18 protein-coding genes are annotated in these 18,671 nt (G+C 70.3%); 5 read left to right on the forward strand and 13 right to left on the reverse strand.

What is annotated here, in order from left to right:
- Window positions 1-67 precede the first annotated feature (67 nt).
- From KBC94_RS05590 to KBC94_RS05610, 5 genes are all read right to left on the reverse strand, one after another.
- Window positions 68-790 carry a gamma-glutamylcyclotransferase gene (locus KBC94_RS05590; RefSeq protein ID WP_294367269.1) on the reverse strand — a complete coding sequence of 241 codons (723 nt, stop codon included), beginning with the start codon at window positions 788-790 and terminating at the stop codon, window positions 68-70.
- A gap of 64 nt (window positions 791-854) precedes the next feature.
- Window positions 855-1,841, reverse strand: coding sequence for a tripartite tricarboxylate transporter substrate binding protein (locus KBC94_RS05595; protein ID WP_294367271.1), 987 nt, complete (start codon window positions 1,839-1,841; stop codon window positions 855-857).
- A gap of 78 nt (window positions 1,842-1,919) precedes the next feature.
- The gene (locus KBC94_RS05600) at window positions 1,920-3,068 is read right to left on the reverse strand and encodes a mandelate racemase/muconate lactonizing enzyme family protein (protein ID WP_294367273.1); all 1,149 of its coding nucleotides are present in this window, start codon (window positions 3,066-3,068) and stop codon (window positions 1,920-1,922) included.
- Between the two features lie 37 nt (window positions 3,069-3,105).
- Complete coding sequence (locus tag KBC94_RS05605) at window positions 3,106-4,101, reverse strand: NAD(P)-dependent oxidoreductase (RefSeq protein WP_294367275.1); 996 nt, start codon at window positions 4,099-4,101, stop codon at window positions 3,106-3,108.
- Window positions 4,102-4,251: 150 nt separating this feature from the next.
- Window positions 4,252-5,097 carry an FCD domain-containing protein gene (locus KBC94_RS05610; protein WP_294367276.1) on the reverse strand — a complete coding sequence of 282 codons (846 nt, stop codon included), beginning with the start codon at window positions 5,095-5,097 and terminating at the stop codon, window positions 4,252-4,254.
- 137 nt (window positions 5,098-5,234) lie between these two features.
- On the opposite strand from KBC94_RS05610, the gene KBC94_RS05615 reads away from it, so the two are divergent.
- The 5 genes from KBC94_RS05615 to KBC94_RS05635 are packed head-to-tail and all read left to right on the forward strand — an operon-like array spanning window position 5,235 to window position 10,758.
- Window positions 5,235-6,206, forward strand: a complete 972-nt coding sequence (locus KBC94_RS05615) for a D-glycerate dehydrogenase (protein WP_294367278.1) — start codon at window positions 5,235-5,237, stop codon at window positions 6,204-6,206.
- 24 nt (window positions 6,207-6,230) lie between these two features.
- Window positions 6,231-7,700 carry an NAD-dependent succinate-semialdehyde dehydrogenase gene (locus KBC94_RS05620; RefSeq protein ID WP_294367280.1) on the forward strand — a complete coding sequence of 490 codons (1,470 nt, stop codon included), beginning with the start codon at window positions 6,231-6,233 and terminating at the stop codon, window positions 7,698-7,700.
- A 40-nt stretch (window positions 7,701-7,740) separates the two neighbouring features.
- Entirely contained in the window at window positions 7,741-8,628 is an 888-nt protein-coding gene (locus KBC94_RS05625) for an NAD(P)-dependent oxidoreductase (protein WP_294367282.1), read from the forward strand.
- Window positions 8,629-8,650: 22 nt separating this feature from the next.
- Complete coding sequence (locus tag KBC94_RS05630) at window positions 8,651-9,748, forward strand: isocitrate/isopropylmalate dehydrogenase family protein (protein ID WP_294367284.1); 1,098 nt, start codon at window positions 8,651-8,653, stop codon at window positions 9,746-9,748.
- A 41-nt stretch (window positions 9,749-9,789) separates the two neighbouring features.
- The gene (locus KBC94_RS05635) at window positions 9,790-10,758 is read left to right on the forward strand and encodes a tripartite tricarboxylate transporter substrate binding protein (RefSeq protein ID WP_294367286.1); all 969 of its coding nucleotides are present in this window, start codon (window positions 9,790-9,792) and stop codon (window positions 10,756-10,758) included.
- Window positions 10,759-10,858: 100 nt separating this feature from the next.
- Here KBC94_RS05635 and KBC94_RS05640 read toward each other — a convergent pair whose 3' ends face one another.
- From KBC94_RS05640 to KBC94_RS05675, 8 genes are all read right to left on the reverse strand, one after another.
- Entirely contained in the window at window positions 10,859-12,370 is a 1,512-nt protein-coding gene (locus tag KBC94_RS05640; protein ID WP_294367287.1) for a tripartite tricarboxylate transporter permease, read from the reverse strand.
- 37 nt (window positions 12,371-12,407) lie between these two features.
- The gene (locus tag KBC94_RS05645; RefSeq protein ID WP_017761087.1) at window positions 12,408-12,893 is read right to left on the reverse strand and encodes a tripartite tricarboxylate transporter TctB family protein; all 486 of its coding nucleotides are present in this window, start codon (window positions 12,891-12,893) and stop codon (window positions 12,408-12,410) included.
- A gap of 176 nt (window positions 12,894-13,069) precedes the next feature.
- Window positions 13,070-13,456 carry a type II toxin-antitoxin system VapC family toxin gene (locus KBC94_RS05650; protein ID WP_294367291.1) on the reverse strand — a complete coding sequence of 129 codons (387 nt, stop codon included), beginning with the start codon at window positions 13,454-13,456 and terminating at the stop codon, window positions 13,070-13,072.
- Window positions 13,453-13,701 (reverse strand): type II toxin-antitoxin system Phd/YefM family antitoxin, encoded by a 249-nt coding sequence (locus KBC94_RS05655; RefSeq protein WP_294367293.1) that lies wholly within the window; start codon window positions 13,699-13,701, stop codon window positions 13,453-13,455. The genes KBC94_RS05650 and KBC94_RS05655 overlap by 4 nt, the downstream gene beginning before the upstream one ends.
- 63 nt (window positions 13,702-13,764) lie before the next feature.
- On the reverse strand, window positions 13,765-15,141 hold the full coding sequence (locus KBC94_RS05660) for a HAMP domain-containing sensor histidine kinase (RefSeq protein WP_294367295.1): 1,377 nt from the start codon (window positions 15,139-15,141) through the stop codon (window positions 13,765-13,767).
- A complete protein-coding gene (locus KBC94_RS05665) occupies window positions 15,141-15,857 on the reverse strand; it encodes a response regulator transcription factor (RefSeq protein WP_294367297.1) in 717 nt (238 codons plus the stop codon). The genes KBC94_RS05660 and KBC94_RS05665 overlap by 1 nt, the downstream gene beginning before the upstream one ends.
- Window positions 15,854-17,605: a single-stranded-DNA-specific exonuclease RecJ gene (gene recJ / locus KBC94_RS05670; RefSeq protein WP_294367299.1), complete on the reverse strand. Its 1,752-nt coding sequence runs from the start codon at window positions 17,603-17,605 to the stop codon at window positions 15,854-15,856. The genes KBC94_RS05665 and recJ overlap by 4 nt, the downstream gene beginning before the upstream one ends.
- The gene (locus tag KBC94_RS05675) at window positions 17,602-18,579 is read right to left on the reverse strand and encodes a hypothetical protein (RefSeq protein ID WP_294367301.1); all 978 of its coding nucleotides are present in this window, start codon (window positions 18,577-18,579) and stop codon (window positions 17,602-17,604) included. The genes recJ and KBC94_RS05675 overlap by 4 nt, the downstream gene beginning before the upstream one ends.
- Window positions 18,580-18,671: the final 92 nt, after the last annotated feature.

Genomic DNA, 18,671 nt, shown 5'->3' on the forward strand with positions numbered 1-18,671 from the left:
GGGCAAAGAGCAAGAGGTCCGAAATGTCCAAGTCTTCATTTGGGATCCCCCATTCACGTCGCTACGTCTAACCCGACAACGTAAAAGTTTGCGCAGTGGTGCTCAAGGCGTGCACGAGTCGCTGGATCTCCGGATCACGTACGCCCAGACCGGCCAAAGCATCCACCGTGTGCTGAAAGTAGTCCCTGCAGCTCCCCAGCGCCCCCCGCCCATCCGCGATATATCGCGCCACCTCCCCCGGCTCCATCCGCCCCGCATATCGCGGATGCTCACGGTTCGCCACAAAGGTCAGCATCCGCCGCCGCTCCCCCTGGCATTCCGCCGTCACCCACCGCGCCGCATAGGCCCCCGACAGCATCTCCCGCCGCCACACCAGCTGCAGCTCGCTGCGCACCTGCTCGGCGGCGATGCGCAGGGCGATGCCGCGGCAGGCGCCGCCGCGGTCCAGGGCCAGCATCAGGCCGGGGTGTTCGACGGAGCCGCGGGCCATGTACAGCCACAGGCAGAAGCGGCGGCCCCAGCCGCGCACCAGGGCGGGCGCGGCGTCGATGTGGTGGATGGCGGGGTTCCACATCAGCGAGCCGTAGCCGAAGAGGTAGAGGTCGTCGGCCGCGTCGTGGCTCGCCAGGGTGGCGTCCAGGCAGGCGTCCAGCTCTTCCTGGGTGCGCAGCCGCACGTCGGGCGGTGCGCAGGCCTTCAGGGCGGCCATCACGGAGCCGTCGAACAGGCTCTCGCGGGTGAAGGGTTGACCGGCAGGCGCCGGAGGCAGCGGGCTGAGGCTGGCGGGCATGGCGTTGGATTGTGCGACGGGCTGGCTGACCGCCAGCACGTTTCGTGCGCGCCCGCCCGTGTGCTCACTCCAGCTTGACGCCAGCGTCGTTCACCACCTTCGTCCACTTGGGGATCTCCTTGGCCAGCAGCTCGCCGAAGGCCTCGGGCGTGCTGGCGACCACCTCGACGCCCTGGTCGCGGAACAGCTTGACCACCTCCGGGTCCTTCAGCACGGCCACGATGTCGCGGTTGGCGCGCTCGACGATGGGCTTGGGCACGCCCGCCGGCATCTGCATGCCGAACCACACGATCACCTCGTAGCCCGGCACGCCGGCCTCCTGCACCGTGGGCACCTCGGGCAGCAGCGCGGCACGGCTGGCGCCGGTCACGCCGATGGGCTTGAGCTTGCCGGCCTTGATCTGCTGCATGAGGTTGGGCACGTTGTCGAACAGCACGTCGATCTCGCCGCCCAGCATGGCCATCACGGCCGGCGCGCTGCCCTTGTAGGGCACGTGGGTCATCCTGGTGCCCGTCATGCTCATGAAGAGCTCCATCGACAGATGGTTGGACGAGCCCGAGCCGGTGGAGCCGTAGTTGAGCTTGCCGGGGTTCTTCTTGGCGTAGGCGATGAGTTCGCGCACGTTGGTCACGCCCTGCAGGTCGGGCCGTACGACCAGCGCGTTCTGCGTGTAGCCGGCCCACACCAGCGGCTGGAAGTCGGCCGTGGCGTTGTAGGGCAGCTTGTTGCCGTACAGCGCGGGCAGGGCCGAGAAGGGCAGGGGCGTGATGAGGATGGTGTAGCCGTCGGCCGGCGACTTGGCCGCCAGGTTGTTGCCCAGCACCGTGTTGCCGCCTGGCCGGTTGTCCACCACCACCGACTGCTTCCACGTGCGGTTGAGGCGGTCGCTCACCGTGCGCGCGAGCGTGTCGTTGAAGCCGCCCGGCGTGTAGGGCACGATGATCCGCGTGGGCTTGCTCGGGTAGTCGTCGTTGGCCCAGGCATGGCCCACGGCCAGGGTCAGGGGGGCTGCGGCCATGGCCCGCAGCAGTTGGCGCTTGTCGAATTGCATGGCTTGTCTCCGTTGTTCGTCGTCGTTGTCGTGCTGCCGGTTGCGCACCGGCGGGCGGGGTGGCGGCTGCGGGGTGGGTCAGAACTTCACGACATAGCCCGGGCCATCGACCATGGGGTACTTGTCGAAGATCGACTCGTCCACCTCGATGCCGATGCCGTGTCCGCGCGGCGGCTCGACGCAGCCGTCGTCGCCGATCTGGAAGGTGCTGCCGAACATGTCGCGGAAGGGGTTGAAGTGCGACACGCAGGCCTCGAAGTAGCCGGCGTTCTCGGTGGCCGCCAGAAAGTGCAGCGTGGCCGCATGGTTGAGCCCCGTGGCCGAACTGTGCGCATGCAGCGGAATGCGGTAGGCCGAGGCCATCGCCGCGATGCGCACGCCCTCGGTGATGCCGCCGCTCTTCGACAGGTCGGGTTGCCAGACCTGCACGGCGCGCGCGTCCAGCATCTGGCCGAACTCGAAGCGGGTGAAGTGGTTCTCGCCGGCCGCAATGGGCACCAGCGGCGAGATCTTGGCGGCCTCGCGGTACGAGGCGAAGTCGTTGCAGGCGAAGGGCTCTTCCAGCCAGCCGGCCTGGATCTCGGCCAGTACGGGCATCACGCGACGCACGTCGGCGATGGTGTAGGCGGTGTTGGCATCGGTGAGGATGTCGATGTCGTCGTCGAGCACCGCGCGCACCTTGCGCAGGCGCGCGACGTCGTTCTTGACGGTGTCGCCGATGCGCAGCTTGACGGCCTTGTAGCCCTGCGCCACATAGGACTGGGCTTCTTCGGCCAGCGACTCGGGGCTCTGGTAGCCCAGCGCGATGCCGCCCGCGTAGGCGGGAATGCGGCGGTGCGAGCCGCCGAGCAGCTCGTACAGCGGCATCTTGGCGGCCTTGCCGCGGATGTCCCACAGCGCCATGTCGATGCCCGACAGCGCCAGGCAGGTGCCGGCGCCCAGCCCGTGGCTGGACAGCTGCATGCGGTGCACGCGCTGCCAGGCGCCCACCACGTCGGTGGCGTTCATGCCCACCAGCAACGGCTGCAGCGTGTTGTGGATCAGGCTCACGATGGCACCGGGGCTGCGGCCCGGATGCGCCTCGCCATAGCCAGTGATGCCTTCCGAGGTCTCCACGCGCACGATGATGCAGTCGCGCTTGAGCGTGCTGCCGATGCCCATCGTGACCGTCTTGCCCTCGGGCAGCCGGTACGACAGCGGGATGGCGGTGATGCGGGTGATCTTCATGGCGTGTCTCCTGTTCTTGAGGGTGGGGTGAAGGTCTTCAGCGGCCGGGCGGAGGCAGGGCGCCGAAGACCTCGGGGTTGACGATGTTGGGCGGCCGCTCGCCGCGCAGCAGCACGGCGGCCAGCGTGTCCACGGCCATGAGGCCCATGGCCCGCTCGGCCTCCTGCGTGATGCCGGCCAAGTGCGGCGTGAGCAGCACACGCGGGTGCTGGCGCAGGCCGCTGTCGGCAGGCAGCGGCTGGGTCTCGAAGACGTCGAGCACGGCGCCGCCGAGCGGACCCTGGGCGAGGGCCTGCACCAGGTCCTCTTCCCGCACCACGGGCCCGCGCCCCACGTTGACCAGCACGGCGCCGAGCCTGGCGTGCGACAGCACTTCGGCATCGACCATGCCGCGTGTCTGCGGCGTGAGTGGGCAGGCGACGACCACGAAGTCGCTGGCCGCAAACAGCGCCGGCAGTTGCAAGGCGGCCATGCCTGCAGGCACCTTGGCAGGCGTGCCGGTGCACACCGCCACGCCCATGCCGAAGCCCTGCTGCGCGATGGCGGCGATGCGCTGGCCGATGGCGCCGAAGCCGATCAGGCCCAGCGTGCGGCCCCGCAGTTCGAAGGTGCGGGCGCCGGCCTGGGCCCGCGCCGCCCAGTCGCCTGTGCGCACGCTGGCGTCGAAGTCGGCCAGCTGCCGGGCGTGGGCCAGCAATGCCGCGAACACGTACTCGGCCACGGCATTGGCATTGACGGCCGGCGTGTTGCCCACGGGAATGCCACGCGCGGTTGCGCGCTCGACCGGAATGAAGTCCAGCCCCACGCCCTGGCGCATCACGCAGCGCAGACGGTGAGGGCGGTCGAACAGGTCGGCCGGCAGCAGCCGCCGCACCACGATGCCGTCGAAGCGGCCGATGGCCTCGCGCAGCCAGGCATCGCTGGCCTCACGCACCACGCCGTCGGGAATCTGCTCGGCCTCGGCCCATTGGGTGAGCCGTGCGAAGGCATCGGGATGCAGCGGATCGGTCAGCAGGACGCGAGGTGGGCTCATGGCGGAGGCCGTTGGCGGGTGCGGGGCCTGCAGCACCGAGAAGGTGCCTGCAGGGTGGGCGGCGGCGGTGTCCGTGCGGAGTCGCTCGCCAAACTTATGCCAAAGTTGTGTGATGAATCTATCAGACAACTTTGCGCGCGAACCCCGTGTTTACCTTGGGGCGGAGGGCTTGCCCGCCTTGACCGGCGTGGGCGATGTCGTGCCCAGCTTGGCGCGGGCCACGCGGCGTGCGGCGGCCCGGCTGTCGCCGGTCCAGAAGTCCTGGCCCGCCTGCTCGATGCGCCCTGCGGTGTTGTGCATGTGCATGAAGGCGGCGGTGCGGGCCGCCGCGGCATCGCGTGCCTTGATGGCGGCGCAGATGGCCTCGTGCTCGGCCTGCACCTGCGCAGCCAGATCGGTGCGCCGCGCCTCGTTGGAGCGGGTGAGGCGGATCGCGTCGTGCAGGGCACGTGTGAGCATGCCCAGCAGTTCGGTGTAGTGGGCGTTGTGGGCGGCATGCGAGATGGCGATGTGGAAGGCCAGGTCTTCCTCCACGCCGTCGCGGCCTTCCTTCTCGGCACGGGCGATGGCGCGCAGCGCCTGCTGGATCTGCGTCATCTCGGCGCCGGTGCGCCGCTCGGCGGCCAGCGCGGCCATCTCCGCCTCGATGCCGCGGCGCAGTTCCAGGATGCGCAGCACGCCGTGCGCGGGCGACTCGGCGTCGTTGGCGCTGCCCTGGCCCAGGCGGAAGGCGTCCGCGGCCTTGGGGTCGCGCACCACGGTGCCGCTGCCCTGGCGCGTTTCCACCAGCCCCTCGGACTTGAGGCGCGAGATGGCTTCGCGGATCACGGTGCGGCTCACACCGTACTGCTGGGTCATGGCCAGTTCGGTGGGCAGGCGGGTGTTGACGGGATAGACACGGGCGCGGATGTCCGCCGCGATCAGGCCGGTCACCCGGTCGGCCAGCGTGCCTTCGGCAGCGCGGGAGGTCGCATCGTCTTGGATCGAGAAGGCCATGATGAGGGCAGGCAGGTCGGGGCCCGAAGAATAGCACCGGCGCTTCGTGCTTGACAGAAGTGGTGTGACGTATTTGTAATACAACTTGTGCGCGAAACGGCGATGGCCAGCGCATCGCAGGACAAAGAGAGACAGTCATGAACCTTCCCGACCGGCCGCGGGCCTTCCTCTGCCGACGCTTCACCCCCGCCGTCGAGGCCGCCCTGGCCGAGCGCTTCGAGCTCGTCGTCAACGAGGACGATTCGATTCTTTCTGCCGAACAGATCTCAGCGCGTGCGCAGGGCTGCCACCTGCTCTTCGTGACGGCCACCGAGCCGGTGACGGCGGAGGTCATGGCCGCGTTGTCGCTCACGCTGGCCGTGGTGGCCACGCTGTCGGTGGGCCACGACCACATCGACCTGGTCGCCGCCCGCGCCCAAGGCGTGCAGGTGCTGCACACGCCCGACGTGCTCAGCGATGCCTGCGCCGAGATCGCGCTGATGCTGCTGCTCAATGCTTGCCGCCGCGGCTTCGAGGCCGACCGGCTGGTGCGCAGCGGCGCCTGGCAGGGCTGGGCACCCACCCAGCTGCTGGGCATGGGGCTGGTCGGGCGGCGCCTGGGCATCTTCGGCATGGGCCGCATCGGCCGCGCCATCGCCGAACGCGCGCGGGCCTTCGGCCTGACCATCCACTATCACAACCGCTCGCGTCTCGTGCCCGACCTGGAGGCGGGTGCCACCTACCACCAGACGCTGGAAGCCATGCTTCCGGACATCGACATCCTCATGATCGCGGCGCCGGGTTCGCCGGCGCTCAAGGGCGTCCTCGATGCGGAGCGCCTGGCGCGTCTGCCGGCGGGCGCGGTGGTGGTCAACATCTCCCGCGGCGATCTGGTCGATGACGAGGCGCTGATCGATGCGCTGCGCCGTGGCCACATTCGCGGCGCGGGGCTCGACGTGTTCGCCAACGAGCCCCACGTGCATCCCGGCTACCGCGGGCTCGACAACGTCTTCCTCTCGCCGCACATCGGCAGCGCGACCCACGAGACGCGCGACGCCATGGGCTGGCTGCTCATCGACGGCATCGAGGCGCTGCGCGCCGGCCGCACGCCCGACAACCTTCTGCGCTGATCCCTTTCATTCCAAGCACGCCCCATGAAGCTCCAACACACTCAACTCTTCCGCCAGCAATGCCTCGTCGGCGGCCGCTGGGTCGACGCCACCGACGGCGCCACGCTGACGGTCACCAATCCCGCGGACGACAGCGTGCTCGGCACGGTCCCGCGACTCGGCACCGCCGACGTTCGTGCGGCCATCGATGCGGCCAACCAGGCGCTGCCGGCCTGGCGCGAGACCAGCGCCAAGGAGCGCTCGCGCCTGATGCGGCGCTGGTTCGACCTGTGCATGGCGCACCAGGACGACCTGGCCATGATCCTCACGCTGGAGCAGGGCAAGCCGCTGGCCGAGGCCAAGGGCGAGATCGCCTACGGCGCCAGCTTCATCGAATGGTTTGCCGAAGAGGCCAAGCGCGTCTACGGCGACGTGATCCCGGCCGCCAGCATGGACCGGCGCATCGTGGTGCTCAAGCAGCCGGTGGGCGTGGTGGCGGCCATCACGCCGTGGAACTTTCCCAACGCGATGATCACGCGCAAGGCGGGCGCCGCGCTGGCGGCGGGCTGCACCATCGTCATCAAGCCCGCGTCGGCCACGCCCTATTCGGCGCTGGCCCTGGCGCAACTGGCCATGGAGGCGGGCATTCCGCCGGGCGTGCTCAACGTGGTGACCGGCTCGGCCTCGACCGTGGGCGGCGAGCTGACGGCCAACCCGGTGGTGCGCAAGCTCTCCTTCACTGGCTCCACCGAAGTCGGCAAGACCCTGATGGCGCAGTGCGCGGGCACGGTCAAGAAGGTGTCGATGGAGCTGGGCGGCAATGCGCCCTTCATCGTCTTCGACGACGCCGACCTGGACGCCGCGGTCGCTGGCGTCATGGCCTCCAAGTTCCGCAATGCGGGCCAGACCTGCGTGTGTGCCAACCGCATCTTCGTGCAGTCGGGCATCTACGAGCGCTTCACCGCCCTGCTGCGCAAGACGGTGGAAGCGCAGGTGGTCGGCAACGGCCTGACGCCCGGCGTTCAGCTGGGCCCGCTGATCGACGACGCGGCCGTGGCCAAGGTGCGCGAGCACATCGACGATGCCGTGGCCCTGGGCGCGAGCATCGTGACGGGCGGCACGGCGCACCCGCTCGGTGGGCGCTTCTTCACGCCCACCATCCTGGCCGAGGTGTCGCCGAAATCCCGGCTGATGCAGGAAGAGACCTTCGGCCCGGTGGCACCGCTGATCCGCTTCGAGACCGACGAAGAAGCCGTGGCCATGGCCAACGACACGCCCTTCGGCCTCGCGGCCTACTTCTACACGCGGGACTACGCCCGCGCCTGGCGCGTGGCCGAGGCGCTGGAGGTGGGCATCGTGGGCCTCAACGAAGGCCTGATCTCCACCGAGCTGGCGCCCTTCGGCGGCATCAAGGAGTCGGGCGTGGGCCGCGAAGGCTCCAAGTACGGCGTGGACGACTACGTCGAGATCAAGTACGTGTGCGCCGGCGGCTTGGGCCGGCCGCTGCCGCGCTGAGCATGGCTCCACATCGCATCGACAACCAAGGAGACATCCAATGAGCGACAGGAAGATCGGCCTGATCGGCGTGGGCCTGATGGGCCACGGCATCGCCACCAACATCGTGCGTCATGGCCATTCGCTGGCCGTGCTGGAGCACGCGGGCAACCAGCCGCTGGATGCCCTGAAGGCGGCGGGTGTGCGCACCTTCGGCAGCGCACGGGCACTCGCTGCCGAGGTCGACGTGCTGCTGCTGTGCGTGACCGGTTCACCGCAGGTGGAGGCCGTGCTGCTCGGCGATGGCGGCGTGCTGCAGGGGCTGCGGCCCGGCGGCATCGTCATCGACTGCTCCACCGCCATCCCGTCGTCCACCGAGCGTCTGGCCGGCGTGGTGGCCGAAGCCGGCGGGCGCTTCATGGACGCCGCCATGACCCGCACGCCCAAGGAGGCTGCGGAAGGCCGGCTCAACCTGCTGGTGGGCGCGGAGACCGCACTGTTCGACGAATGCCGCCCGCTGCTGGCCTGCTTCGCCGAGAACATCACGCACTGCGGGCCGGTCGGGTCCGGCCACCGCATGAAGCTGCTGCACAACTATGTCTCGCTGGGCTCGGTGGCGCTGATCGCCGAGGCAGCGGCCTGCGCGCAACGCGCGGGTGTGGCGGCCGAGGTGTTCATCGACGTGCTGGCCAAAGGCGGCGGTGGCGGCACGGCGCTGGAGCGGCTGCGCCCCTTTCTGTTGTCGCAAGACCCGAGCGGGCTGCGCTTCAGCATGGCCAACGCCTTCAAGGACCTGGGCTACTACGCCACCATGGCCCGCGACAGCGGCGCTGCCGGAACGATTGCCGAAGGCGTGCGGCAGACGCTGGAGGCGGCCGTGGCGCATGCCGGCGGTGAGCGGCTGCTGCCCGAACTGGTGGCCGTGCTGGCCAAGCGCGAATCGACCTGACTTCAAAGGAGAACGAGAACCCATGTCCCCCTATCGGATCGCCACCATCGACGGCGACGGCATCGGCCCCGAGGTGTGCCAGTCGGCCACCCGCATTCTTTCGGAAGCCTGCGGCAGTGCACTGCTGGACTTCGTGCGCTGCGACGGTGGCGCGGCTCATTACGCACGCACCGGCCAGGTGCTGCCCGACGACACCTTCGCGCTGTGCCGCGATTCCGCGGCCATCCTGCATGGCGCTGCAGGGCTGCCCGGTGTGACCTATCCCGACGGCACCGAGGTCGGCAACGACCTGCACCTGCAGCTGCGCTTCCGGCTCGACCTGTATGCCAACGTGCGGCCCGTTCGGCTCTGGCAGGGCGTGAAGTCGCCGCTGGCCGGCTGGCAGGCCGGGCAGATCGACTACGTGATCGTGCGCGAGAACACCGAGGGCCTGTACGCCAGCCGCGGCGGCGGCATCAACCTGCGCGGGGAGGTGGCCACCGACACCATCGTGGTCACCCGCAAGGGCGTGGAGCGCGTGGCCCGCTTCAGCTTCGGCCTGAGCCGCAAGCGCCAGGGCGCGCCGCGCGACGGCAAGCGGCGGGTGACGGTCTGCGACAAGGCCAACATCCTGCGCAGCTATGCCTTCTTCCGCGCGGTGTGCGAGGAGGTGGCTCGCGAGCATGAGGACGTCGAGATCGATTACGCCTATGCCGACGCGATGACGGTCCACCTGGTCAAGCGGCCCGACTTCTACGACGTGATCGTGGCCGAGAACATGTTCGGCGACATCATCTCGGATCTGGGGGCCGCCACCATCGGCGGCATGGGGCTGTCGCCCTCCGCCGAGCTGGGCGAGCACCATGGCCTATTCCAGGGTGCCCACGGCTCGGCACCCGACATCGCGGGGCAGAACCTGGCCAGTCCGCTGGCCACCATCCTCTCGGGCACGCTGATGCTGCACTGGCTCTCGGAGCGCCATGGCGACGAGCGGCTGGCCGTCGCAGCTCGCCGCATCGAGACGGCCGTCGGCGAGGTGCTGGCCCATGGCGACGCGGTGCCGCGCGACCTGGGCGGCACCGCAAGCTGTACCGAGGTGACCGAGGCCGTGCTGCGCCGCATGGCGCGGGCGCTCGACTGAGCCATCGCCTTTCACTGTCAGAACAAGAACGGAGACCTTTCATGCGCAAGACCCCCATCCTTTTCCTGGCCGCGGCCCTGACCTGCCTGGCGAGCGCACCGGCGCGCGCGGAGGGCGCGCCCATCACCATGATCGTGACCGTGCCGCCCGGCGGCTCGTCCGACGCGTTGGCGCGGCTGGCCGCGACCGCGCTGGGCAACCGGCTCAAGCAGTCCGTGGTCGTCGAGAACGTCACGGGCGCGGGCGGACTGGTCGGCATGCAGCGCTTCCTCAAGGCCAGGCCCGACGGCAGCACGCTGCTGTTCATCAACCAGTCGCTCACCATCCTGCCGCACCTGTACAAGCAGGCCGGCTACTCGGCCGTCGCCGACGTGGCGCCGGTCGGCATCGTGGCCAAGGTGCCGATGGTGCTGTCGGTCAGCAATGCCAGCGGCATCCAGGATCTGCCCAGCCTGATCGGCAAGATGAAGAGTGCGCCCGGCACGCTCAACTTCGGGTCGGGCGGGCCGGGCACCACGGCGCACTTCGCGGAGGCGTTGTTCCTGCAGCAGGCGGGCGTGCAGGGCCAACTGGTGCAGTACCGCGGCACCGGGCCTGCGCTGACCGACCTGATGGCCGGCACCATCCATGCCGTGATCGACCAGACCGTGACGATGCTGCCGCTGCACAAGGACGGTCGCGTGCGCGCCCTGGCGGTCTCGGCCGCGGCGCGGGTACCGCAGGCGCCCGACGTGCCCACCTTTGCCGAGGCGGGCCTGCCCGCCTTCGATCTGGCGATCTGGAACGGCGTGGTGGCGCCCAAGGGCACGCCGGCCCCGACGCTGCGGCGCATCGAGCAGGCACTGTCCGACGCGGTGGCCGAGCCCGAACTGCGTGCCCGCCTGGAAAGCCTGGGTGCGCAGGCCCCCACGGCCCAGGAGCGCGGGCCGCAGCACCTGCGCCAGTTGATCGAGCAGGATGCGGGCCGCGTGGAGGCCCTGGCGAAGACCGGCGTCTTCGTGGCCAACTGAGGGCTTCCACCCGGCGCTCGAAACGAAAAAGCCCCGCGGCGTCTGACCGCGGGGCCGTGGGTCCGCTGCCGCAAGGGCAGCGGATGCCTGTCGGGGAGGTCTATTCCTCGACGAAGGCCTCTTCGCGCTTGGCCTTCACCGCCGGCAGCAGCACGATCACCAGCAGCAGGGCCGCAGCGATCAGCAGCCCGGCCGAGATGGGCCGGCTCACCAGCACGCCCCAATCACCGCGCGACAGCAGCAGGGCGCGGCGCAGGTTCTCTTCCATCATCGGCCCCAGGATGAAGCCCAGCAGCAGTGGCGCCGGCTCGCACTTGAGCTTGAGGAAGGCATAGCCCACCACGCCGAACACCGCCACCATCCAGACGTCGAAGGTGTTGTTGTTCTCCGAGTACACGCCCACCGCGCAGAACAGCACGATGGCCGGGAAGAGCCACTTGTAGGGAATGGTCAGCAGCTTGATCCACACGCCGATCAGCGGCAGGTTCAGGATGATCAGCATCAGGTTGCCGATCCACATCGAGGCGATCAGGCCCCAGAACAGTTCCGGGTTGCTGGTCATCACCTGCGGGCCGGGCTGGATGTTGTGGATGGTCATGGCGCCCACCATCAGCGCCATCACCGGGTTGGGCGGGATGCCCAGCGTCAGCAGTGGGATGAAGGAGGTCTGCGCACCGGCGTTGTTGGCCGACTCAGGGCCGGCCACGCCGCGGATGTTGCCCTTGCCGAAGGCCACCTCGCCCGGGGCGCGGCGCATCTTCTTCTCCAGCGTGTACGACGCGAAGGAGGACAGCAGCGCGCCGCCGCCCGGCAGGATGCCCAGCGCCGAGCCCAGCGCGGTGCCGCGCAGCACGGCGGGCGTCATGCGCTTGAAGTCGGCCGCCGTGGGCCACAGGCCCTTGACCTTGGCCGTGAACACCTCGCGCTGCTCGGCCGGCTGCGACAGGTTGCCGATGATCTCGCCATAGCCGAACACGCCCATGGCGATGGCGATGAAGCCGATGCCGTCGGTCAATTCCGGAATGTCGAAGCTGTAGCGGGCCACGCCCGAGTTGACGTCGGTACCCACCAGGCCCAGGGCCAGGCCCAGCAGGATCATGGTGATGGCCTTGAGCAGGGAACCGGAGGCCAGCACCACGGCACCGATCAGGCCCAGGATCATCAGGCTGAAGTATTCGGCCGGGCCAAACTTGAAGGCCAGCTCGGTCAGCGGCGGCGCGAAGGCGGCCAGGATGATGGTGCCCACGCAGCCCGCGAAGAAGGAGCCCAGGCCCGCGGCCGCCAGTGCCGGCCCGGCCCGTCCCTGCCTGGCCATCTGGTAGCCGTCGATCACCGTGACCACGGACGACGATTCGCCCGGCAGGTTGACCAGGATGGCCGTGGTCGAGCCGCCGTACTGCGCCCCGTAGTAGATGCCCGCCAGCATGATCAGCGCCGACACCGGTGGCAGCGCATAGGTGGCCGGCAGCAGCATGGCGATGGTGGCGACGGGGCCGATGCCCGGCAGAACCCCGATCAGCGTGCCCAGCAGGCAGCCGACGAAGGCGTAGACGAGGTTCTGGAAGGTGAAGGCGACGCCGAAGCCGATCGCCAGGTTGTTGAAGAGGTCCATGAGGCCCGTGTTCTTGTATGTCTCTGGAGAAAGGGGATCAGGCGATGAACGTGGGCCAGACCGGGAACTGCAGCTTGAGCGCGACGACGAAGGCGAGGTAGCTGCCCACCGCCAGGATGGTGGCCAGCACCAGCGAGGACTTCACGCTGAAATGGTCCCCCGCCAGGTTGGCGATGAAGGTGAGCGCATAGATGGCCACGATCAGCCCCATGGGCGGCAGGCCGATGCTGGGCAGGCCGCCCAGCAGCACGCCGAAGGCCAGGTTGGCGCCGATGATGAAGACGAGCGGCCGCCAGGCGATGCGGCCGATGGGCTCGCCGTCCTCGGTGTCCACCGTCATCGCCTTGAGCGTGATCAGCGTGCCCATGATGGCGATGAGCACGCCGACGATGAGCGGAAAGTAGCCCGGGCCCATGCGGGCGCCGTCGCCCACCGTGTACGAGGTGGCGCCCCAGGCGAACGCCACGCCGAAGGCGCAGAACAGCGCGCCCGAAAAGAAATCTCTCTGACTCTTGATCTTCACCCTGCAGGTCTCCTTGATCGTTGATGAGCAATCCGCGCACGGCGGAGGGCCCGCCACAGCCGGGCGGGAAAGCGCGGGCGATCGTAGGAAAGGGGGCGTGCGCCGTGGGTTACCGACACATTGCCATTTGGCAATGTGGGCGCGGGGGAAGGGCCGCTGGCTGAGCCGTCTGGGCTTCAGACGTGCAGGATGCGGTCGCTGTAGAGCGCCACGAGCGGGTCGTGCGTCAGCAGGTGCATGGGTTCGACCAGGGCCTGAGCCACCAGCAGTCGGTCGAACGGGTCTTTGTGGTGAGAGGGCAGCGTCTCCACCTCGATGATGTGCTCGGGCTTGATCGGCAGGAGCTGATAGCCCGCGTCACGGAAGTAGGCCCATGCCTCCTCGCTGCTGACCGGCATGTCGCCTCGGCCGAGCGAATGCTTGATTGCGATCTCCCACAGCGATGCAACGCTCACCCAGACGGTGGCGCGGGGTGACACGATTCGCTCGCGCGCAGCGGGAGAAAGGCGCGGGCTGTCGGCGATGGCCCACAACGCAATGTGGGTGTCCAACAGCAGGTTCAAAGCTTGGTCTCGCCAGCGAACAAAGCGGCCACTTCGGCGTTGTGCGCATCGATCGAGTCCGGCACCTCGAACTTGCCCTTCGCGACACCGATGCGCTTTTGCACGATGGGCTGGTCCACGGGAACGAGCTTGGCGACCGGCCGCCCATGGCGAGCGATGACGATCTCGCTTTCCGCGCCGGCCTCGATGGCCTCGACCAGCCGCGACAGCGACGATTTGGCTTCGAACATGTTGACGGGCTGCATAGGGTGGGTTCCTGGTTAGCTAACCTTAGTCTAAATTGCCGTTTGGCGCTCTACAAGCGCCGATCATTCGTGGTGCAGCGGCTGGACCGGCAACACCAGCCGCATCCGCAACCCCGGCTGCGCGCCCTCGGCCACCAGACGCCCGCCGTGCAGCGCGGCGACGGCGCGCACGTTGGCCAGGCCCAGGCCGTGGCCGGGCAGCTCGGGTTGCAGGCGGGTGAAGCGCTCGCCGATGCGGGCCAGGTCGGCCTCGGGCACGCCGGGGCCGTCGTCCTGCACCTCGACCACGGCCTGGCCGGCGGCCATCGATGTGCCGAGGCGCACGGTGCAGCCGGGGCCGCCGTACTTCAGCGCGTTGTCGACCAGGTTGGCGATGGCACCGGCCAGCAGGTCGCGGTCGCCGTCCACCCACACCTCCTGCGCCGGTTGGCGCAGCAGCCGTGCGCCCTGGCTGTCGGCGACGGCCTCGTACAGCTCCGCGACGTCGTCGGCGATGGTGTGCAGGGCCACGGGCGCGAAGGCGCGGCGGCGGGCGCCGGCCTCGGCCTCGGCGATCTGCAGCAGCTTCTGGAAGACGGTGCCCAGCTCCTGCAATTCGTGCACGGCGCGGTCGATGGCCTCGCGCCGCGCGTCGTCGCCGGTGCCTGGCGCCTGCGCCGCCTGCAGACCCAGCAGGGCGCGCGTGAGCGGCGTGCGCAACTCGTGCGCGATGGTGTTGGAGACATGGCGCACGCCCTCCATCAGTGACTCGATGCGGTCGAGCATGGCGTTGATGTCCTGGCCCAGGCGCGCGAACTCGTCGTCGCCCGATGCCATGTCCACTCGCTCGGCCAGCCGGCCTTCCTCGGCGATGCGCCCGGCCGTGAGGCGTACCCGGCCCACGGCCTGCTCCAGTTCCTGGCGGAACACGAACACGCCGCCCACCAGCAGCAGCAGCGCGATCAGGCCCGCGGCGGCACTGGCGCTGACCACCAGCGATTCAAGCGCCTCCTGGTCGCCCAGGTCGTGGCCGACCACCAGCAGCGCATCGCCCGGCAGGCGACGGACCGCCAGATAGCCCGTGATGGCGCTGCCGCCGCGCAGGGCGCGCTGCTGGCCGTCGCGGTTGCTGGCGGCATCGGCGGGCGGCGCATCCAGGTTGCCGGCCAGGCGCGTGCCGTCGGGCTGCCACAGGCCGTAGAGCTCGGTGTCGGACTGCCGGCCATCGGCCAGCGCGCGGCCGATGGCGGCAACGACGGCGTCCAGGCCCTCCTGCTCGGCGCGTGCCAGCATCTGCGTGGTGGTGGTGCCCACCTGTCGCGCAATGCGCTGGTGCAGCACGCCCACCGTCTGCAGGTACACGATGGCCAGCGCCGCCATCATGGTGATGGCCACGAGCACGGCGTACTGGAAGGCGAGCCGGAAGCCCACCGAAGCCCACAGGCGGCGCCAGGCGCCCATCAGGCGGAAGACTCCCCGGGCTCTGGCGCAGCCAGCCGATAGCCCACGCCGCGCTCGGTATGGATCAACGGCGGGCCGCCGGCGCCGTCGAGCTTGGTGCGCAGACGGCTGATCTGCACGTCGATCACATTGGTCTGCGGATCGAACTGGTAGTCCCACACGGCTTCGAGCAGCATGGTGCGGGTCATGACCTGGCCCGCGTTGAGCATCAGGCAGGCGAGCAGGCGGAACTCGCGCGGCTGCAGTGCCACCGGCTTGCCGCCGCGCTCGGCCTTGCGCGTGCCCAGGTCCAGCCGCAGGTCGGCCACCTGCAGCACGCGCTGCTCCGGGCCTGGCCGGGCGCGGCGCACCAGCGCCTCGGCGCGCGCCGCCAGCTCGGAGAAGGCGAAGGGCTTGGCCAGGTAGTCGTCGCCGCCGGCCTTGAGGCCGCGCACCCGCTCGTCGAGCGCGCTCAGGGCACTGAGCACCAGCACCGGCGTGCGCAAGCCCAGGTTGCGCAGCGTGCCCAGGATGGCCAGCCCGTCGATGTTGTTGGGCAGCATGCGGTCGAGGATGACCAGGTCCCAGGCCTCGCCCGTGGCGCGCGCCAGCGCATCGGCGCCGTCGCGGCTGATGGCGACGGTGTGGCCCATGCGGCGCAGGCCGTCGGCGATGTAGCGGGCGTTGGCCTCGTCGTCCTCGACGAGCAGGCAGCGCCAGGGCAGGGTCTCGCTCATCGTGGCAGCTCGGCGCCTTCGACCATCAACCGCAGCCGGCGCACGCCCTGCCATTCGTCGGCGTCGAGCCGGAAGGCCAGGCGCACGCGGGGCGGCAGTGGCTCGGTCTGGCCGAACCAGATGCCGTCCACGGGCTGGCCGGCCAGGCGCAGCTTGAGCGACAGGTGCTTCTCGCCCACCAGCCGCTGCGAGACGACCTCGACCTCGTCGCTGAAGGTGGGCGGCGCAAAGCCCTGGCCCCAGACCTCGCGGTGCAGCGTGTCGACCAGTTCCACGCGCAGGTACTCGCGGTCGATGGGGCCATCGGTCTCCAGCCGGCGCGTGAGCGTGGCGGCATCCAGCCATTCGGCCGCGACCTGGGCCAGCGCCCGCTCGAACACCGGGAACTGCTCGCGCGCGATGGTGCAGCCGGCCGCCATGGCATGGCCGCCGAAGCGCAGCAGCACGCCGGGGTGGCGCTTGGCCACCAGGTCCAGCGCATCGCGCAGGTGAAAGCCGGGAATCGAGCGGCCCGAGCCCTTGAGTTCGTGCGACTTGCCCTCGGCGCCGCTGGCCGCGAAGACGAACACCGGCCGGTGGTGCCGGTCCTTCAGGCGCGAGGCCACGATGCCCACCACGCCTTCATGGAACTCGGGGTCGAACACGCTGATGGCGGCGGGCATGCCGGCCTGGGCCTTGTCCTGGCCCTCCACGGCCTGCTGCATGCCGAACAGCGACTCGGCCAGCCGGATGGCCTGCTCGCGCATGCCGCCCTCGATGTCGCGGCGCTCGCGGTTGATGCCGTCGAGCAGCCTGGCCAGTTCTTCGGCGCGGCCGGGGTCGTCGGTCAGCAGGCATTCGATGCCCAGCGTCATGTCGGCCAGCCGGCCGGCGGCGTTGATGCGCGGGCCCAGGGCAAAGCCGAAGTCGAAGGTCGTGGCCACCTCGGGCCGCCGGCCGGCGGCGCGGAAGAGGGCGGCCACACCCGGCGGCATGGCACCGGCGCGGATGCGGCGCAGGCCCTGGGCCACCAGGCGGCGGTTGTTGGCGTCGAGCCGCACGACGTCGGCGACGGTGCCCAGGGCCACCAGCGGCAGCAGAGCATCCAGCTTCGGCTGTTGGACACCCGGAACGTTCCAGGCGCCGCGCGCACGCAACTCGGCGCGCAGCGCCAGCAGCACATAGAACATGACGCCCACGCCGGCGATGCTCTTGCTGGCGAAGTCGCAGCCCGGCTGGTTGGGATTGACCAGCACGTCCGCCGCCGGCAGCTCGGCGCCGGGCAGATGGTGGTCGGTCACCAGCACCGCGAGGCCCAGCGCGCGCGCACGGGCCACGCCCTCCACGCTGGCGATGCCGTTGTCCACGGTCAGCAGCAGCTCGGCGCCGGTGGCCGCCACGCGCTCGGCGATGGGTGGCGTCAGGCCATAGCCGTCGGTCACACGGTCGGGCACCAGGTACTGCACATGGCGCGCGCCCAGCAGGCGCAGGCCGCGCATGGCCACGGCGCAGGCGGTGGCGCCGTCGCAGTCGTAATCGGCCACCACGCAGATGCGGCGGTCGGCGGCGATGGCGTCGGCCAGCAGGCGGGCAGCGGCATCGGCGCCGCGCAGGCCGGCGGGTGGCAGCAGGCGGGCCAGGCCGTCGTCCAGCTCGTCGGCCGAGGCCACGCCGCGCGCGGCATACAGGCGGGCCAGCAGCGGATGCAGGCCGGCCTGTTCCAGCGCCCAGGCGGTGCGCGGCGGCACATCGCGGGGAATGATCTTCACAGCGACTCCAGCACGGTGGCGACGTCGGGCGTGCGCTGCAGCCAGCGCTGCAGCAGGCCGCGCTGGCCCTGGTAGCGGCGGGCCGTGCGGTCGCCGCACAGGGTCAGCGTCACGGGCTCGCCGGCCCGGCTGCGGGCCAGCCATTGCGCGATGGGGCCGGCGTCGAGCGCGGCCCAGGCGGCGGCCCAGGCCTCGCCATGGTCGTCCAGCGCAGCGGGCCGCAGGCGCTCGTCCACGGCGGGCTCGGCGGCCGGCGGATGCACGACCGCCGCGCGGCCGGTGCCGCTGAACCACAGCGAATTGACCAGCAACTGGCGGCGTTCGCCACGCGCGTCGTTGACCGGGTGGTTGTAGAGCAGCATCTGCATCTCGTTCTGCAGCCGCCGCAGCGTGCGGGCGCCGTCGGCCATGGGCAGCCAGGCCTCCAGCGGCTGGCCGATGGCGCGGTCGAGCGAGGCCGTGGGCAGCTGGTCGAACACCGGTCCGCTGGCCAGCCAGGTGCCGGGCGCGTCGGTGGCGAAGAGATGGATGTCGTCCTCTTCGAAGAAAGGCCGCACGGCGGCCAGCAGGGCCTGCGATTCGGTCGGCTGCACGCCCAGGTGCGAGGGATCGATCAGCACCACCTCGCTCATGCCGGCCTGCCAGTGGCACAGCGTGACCCAGGCCCAGGCCTGGTCGGTGGCGCCGGGCAGGCCGGCGCGGCGGGCCGCCTGCGCGGCCCAGGGCAGGGTGCCGTCGGCGGCGGGCGGCAGGCCCAGCGCGGCGGCGCGGGCGCGCTCGTGCGGCGGGGTGAGGCTCTGCTCTTCCTGCACATCGGCCGCGGCCTCGGGCAGGCGGGCGAGCAGGGCGGCCAGGTTGGGCAGCTTCAGGCCGGGCAGGGCGGCCTGGCAGGCAGGCGTGCTGCGCCCGGCGAAGGGGACGATCAGGTGCAAGGGGGAGGAGGAAGCGGGATGCGCGTCGGCGGAAGGCGACATGCGCCGTATTGTCGCGTCCGACGCGGGGGCTCGCGGGCCAATGCCACAATGCCCGGCCCGGCTTCCCGGGGGCTTCCGGCGCCATGCGGCGC

This window comes from Pseudacidovorax sp. (assembly GCF_017991995.1).
In the GTDB taxonomy this organism is placed as follows: domain Bacteria; phylum Pseudomonadota; class Gammaproteobacteria; order Burkholderiales; family Burkholderiaceae_C; genus Xenophilus.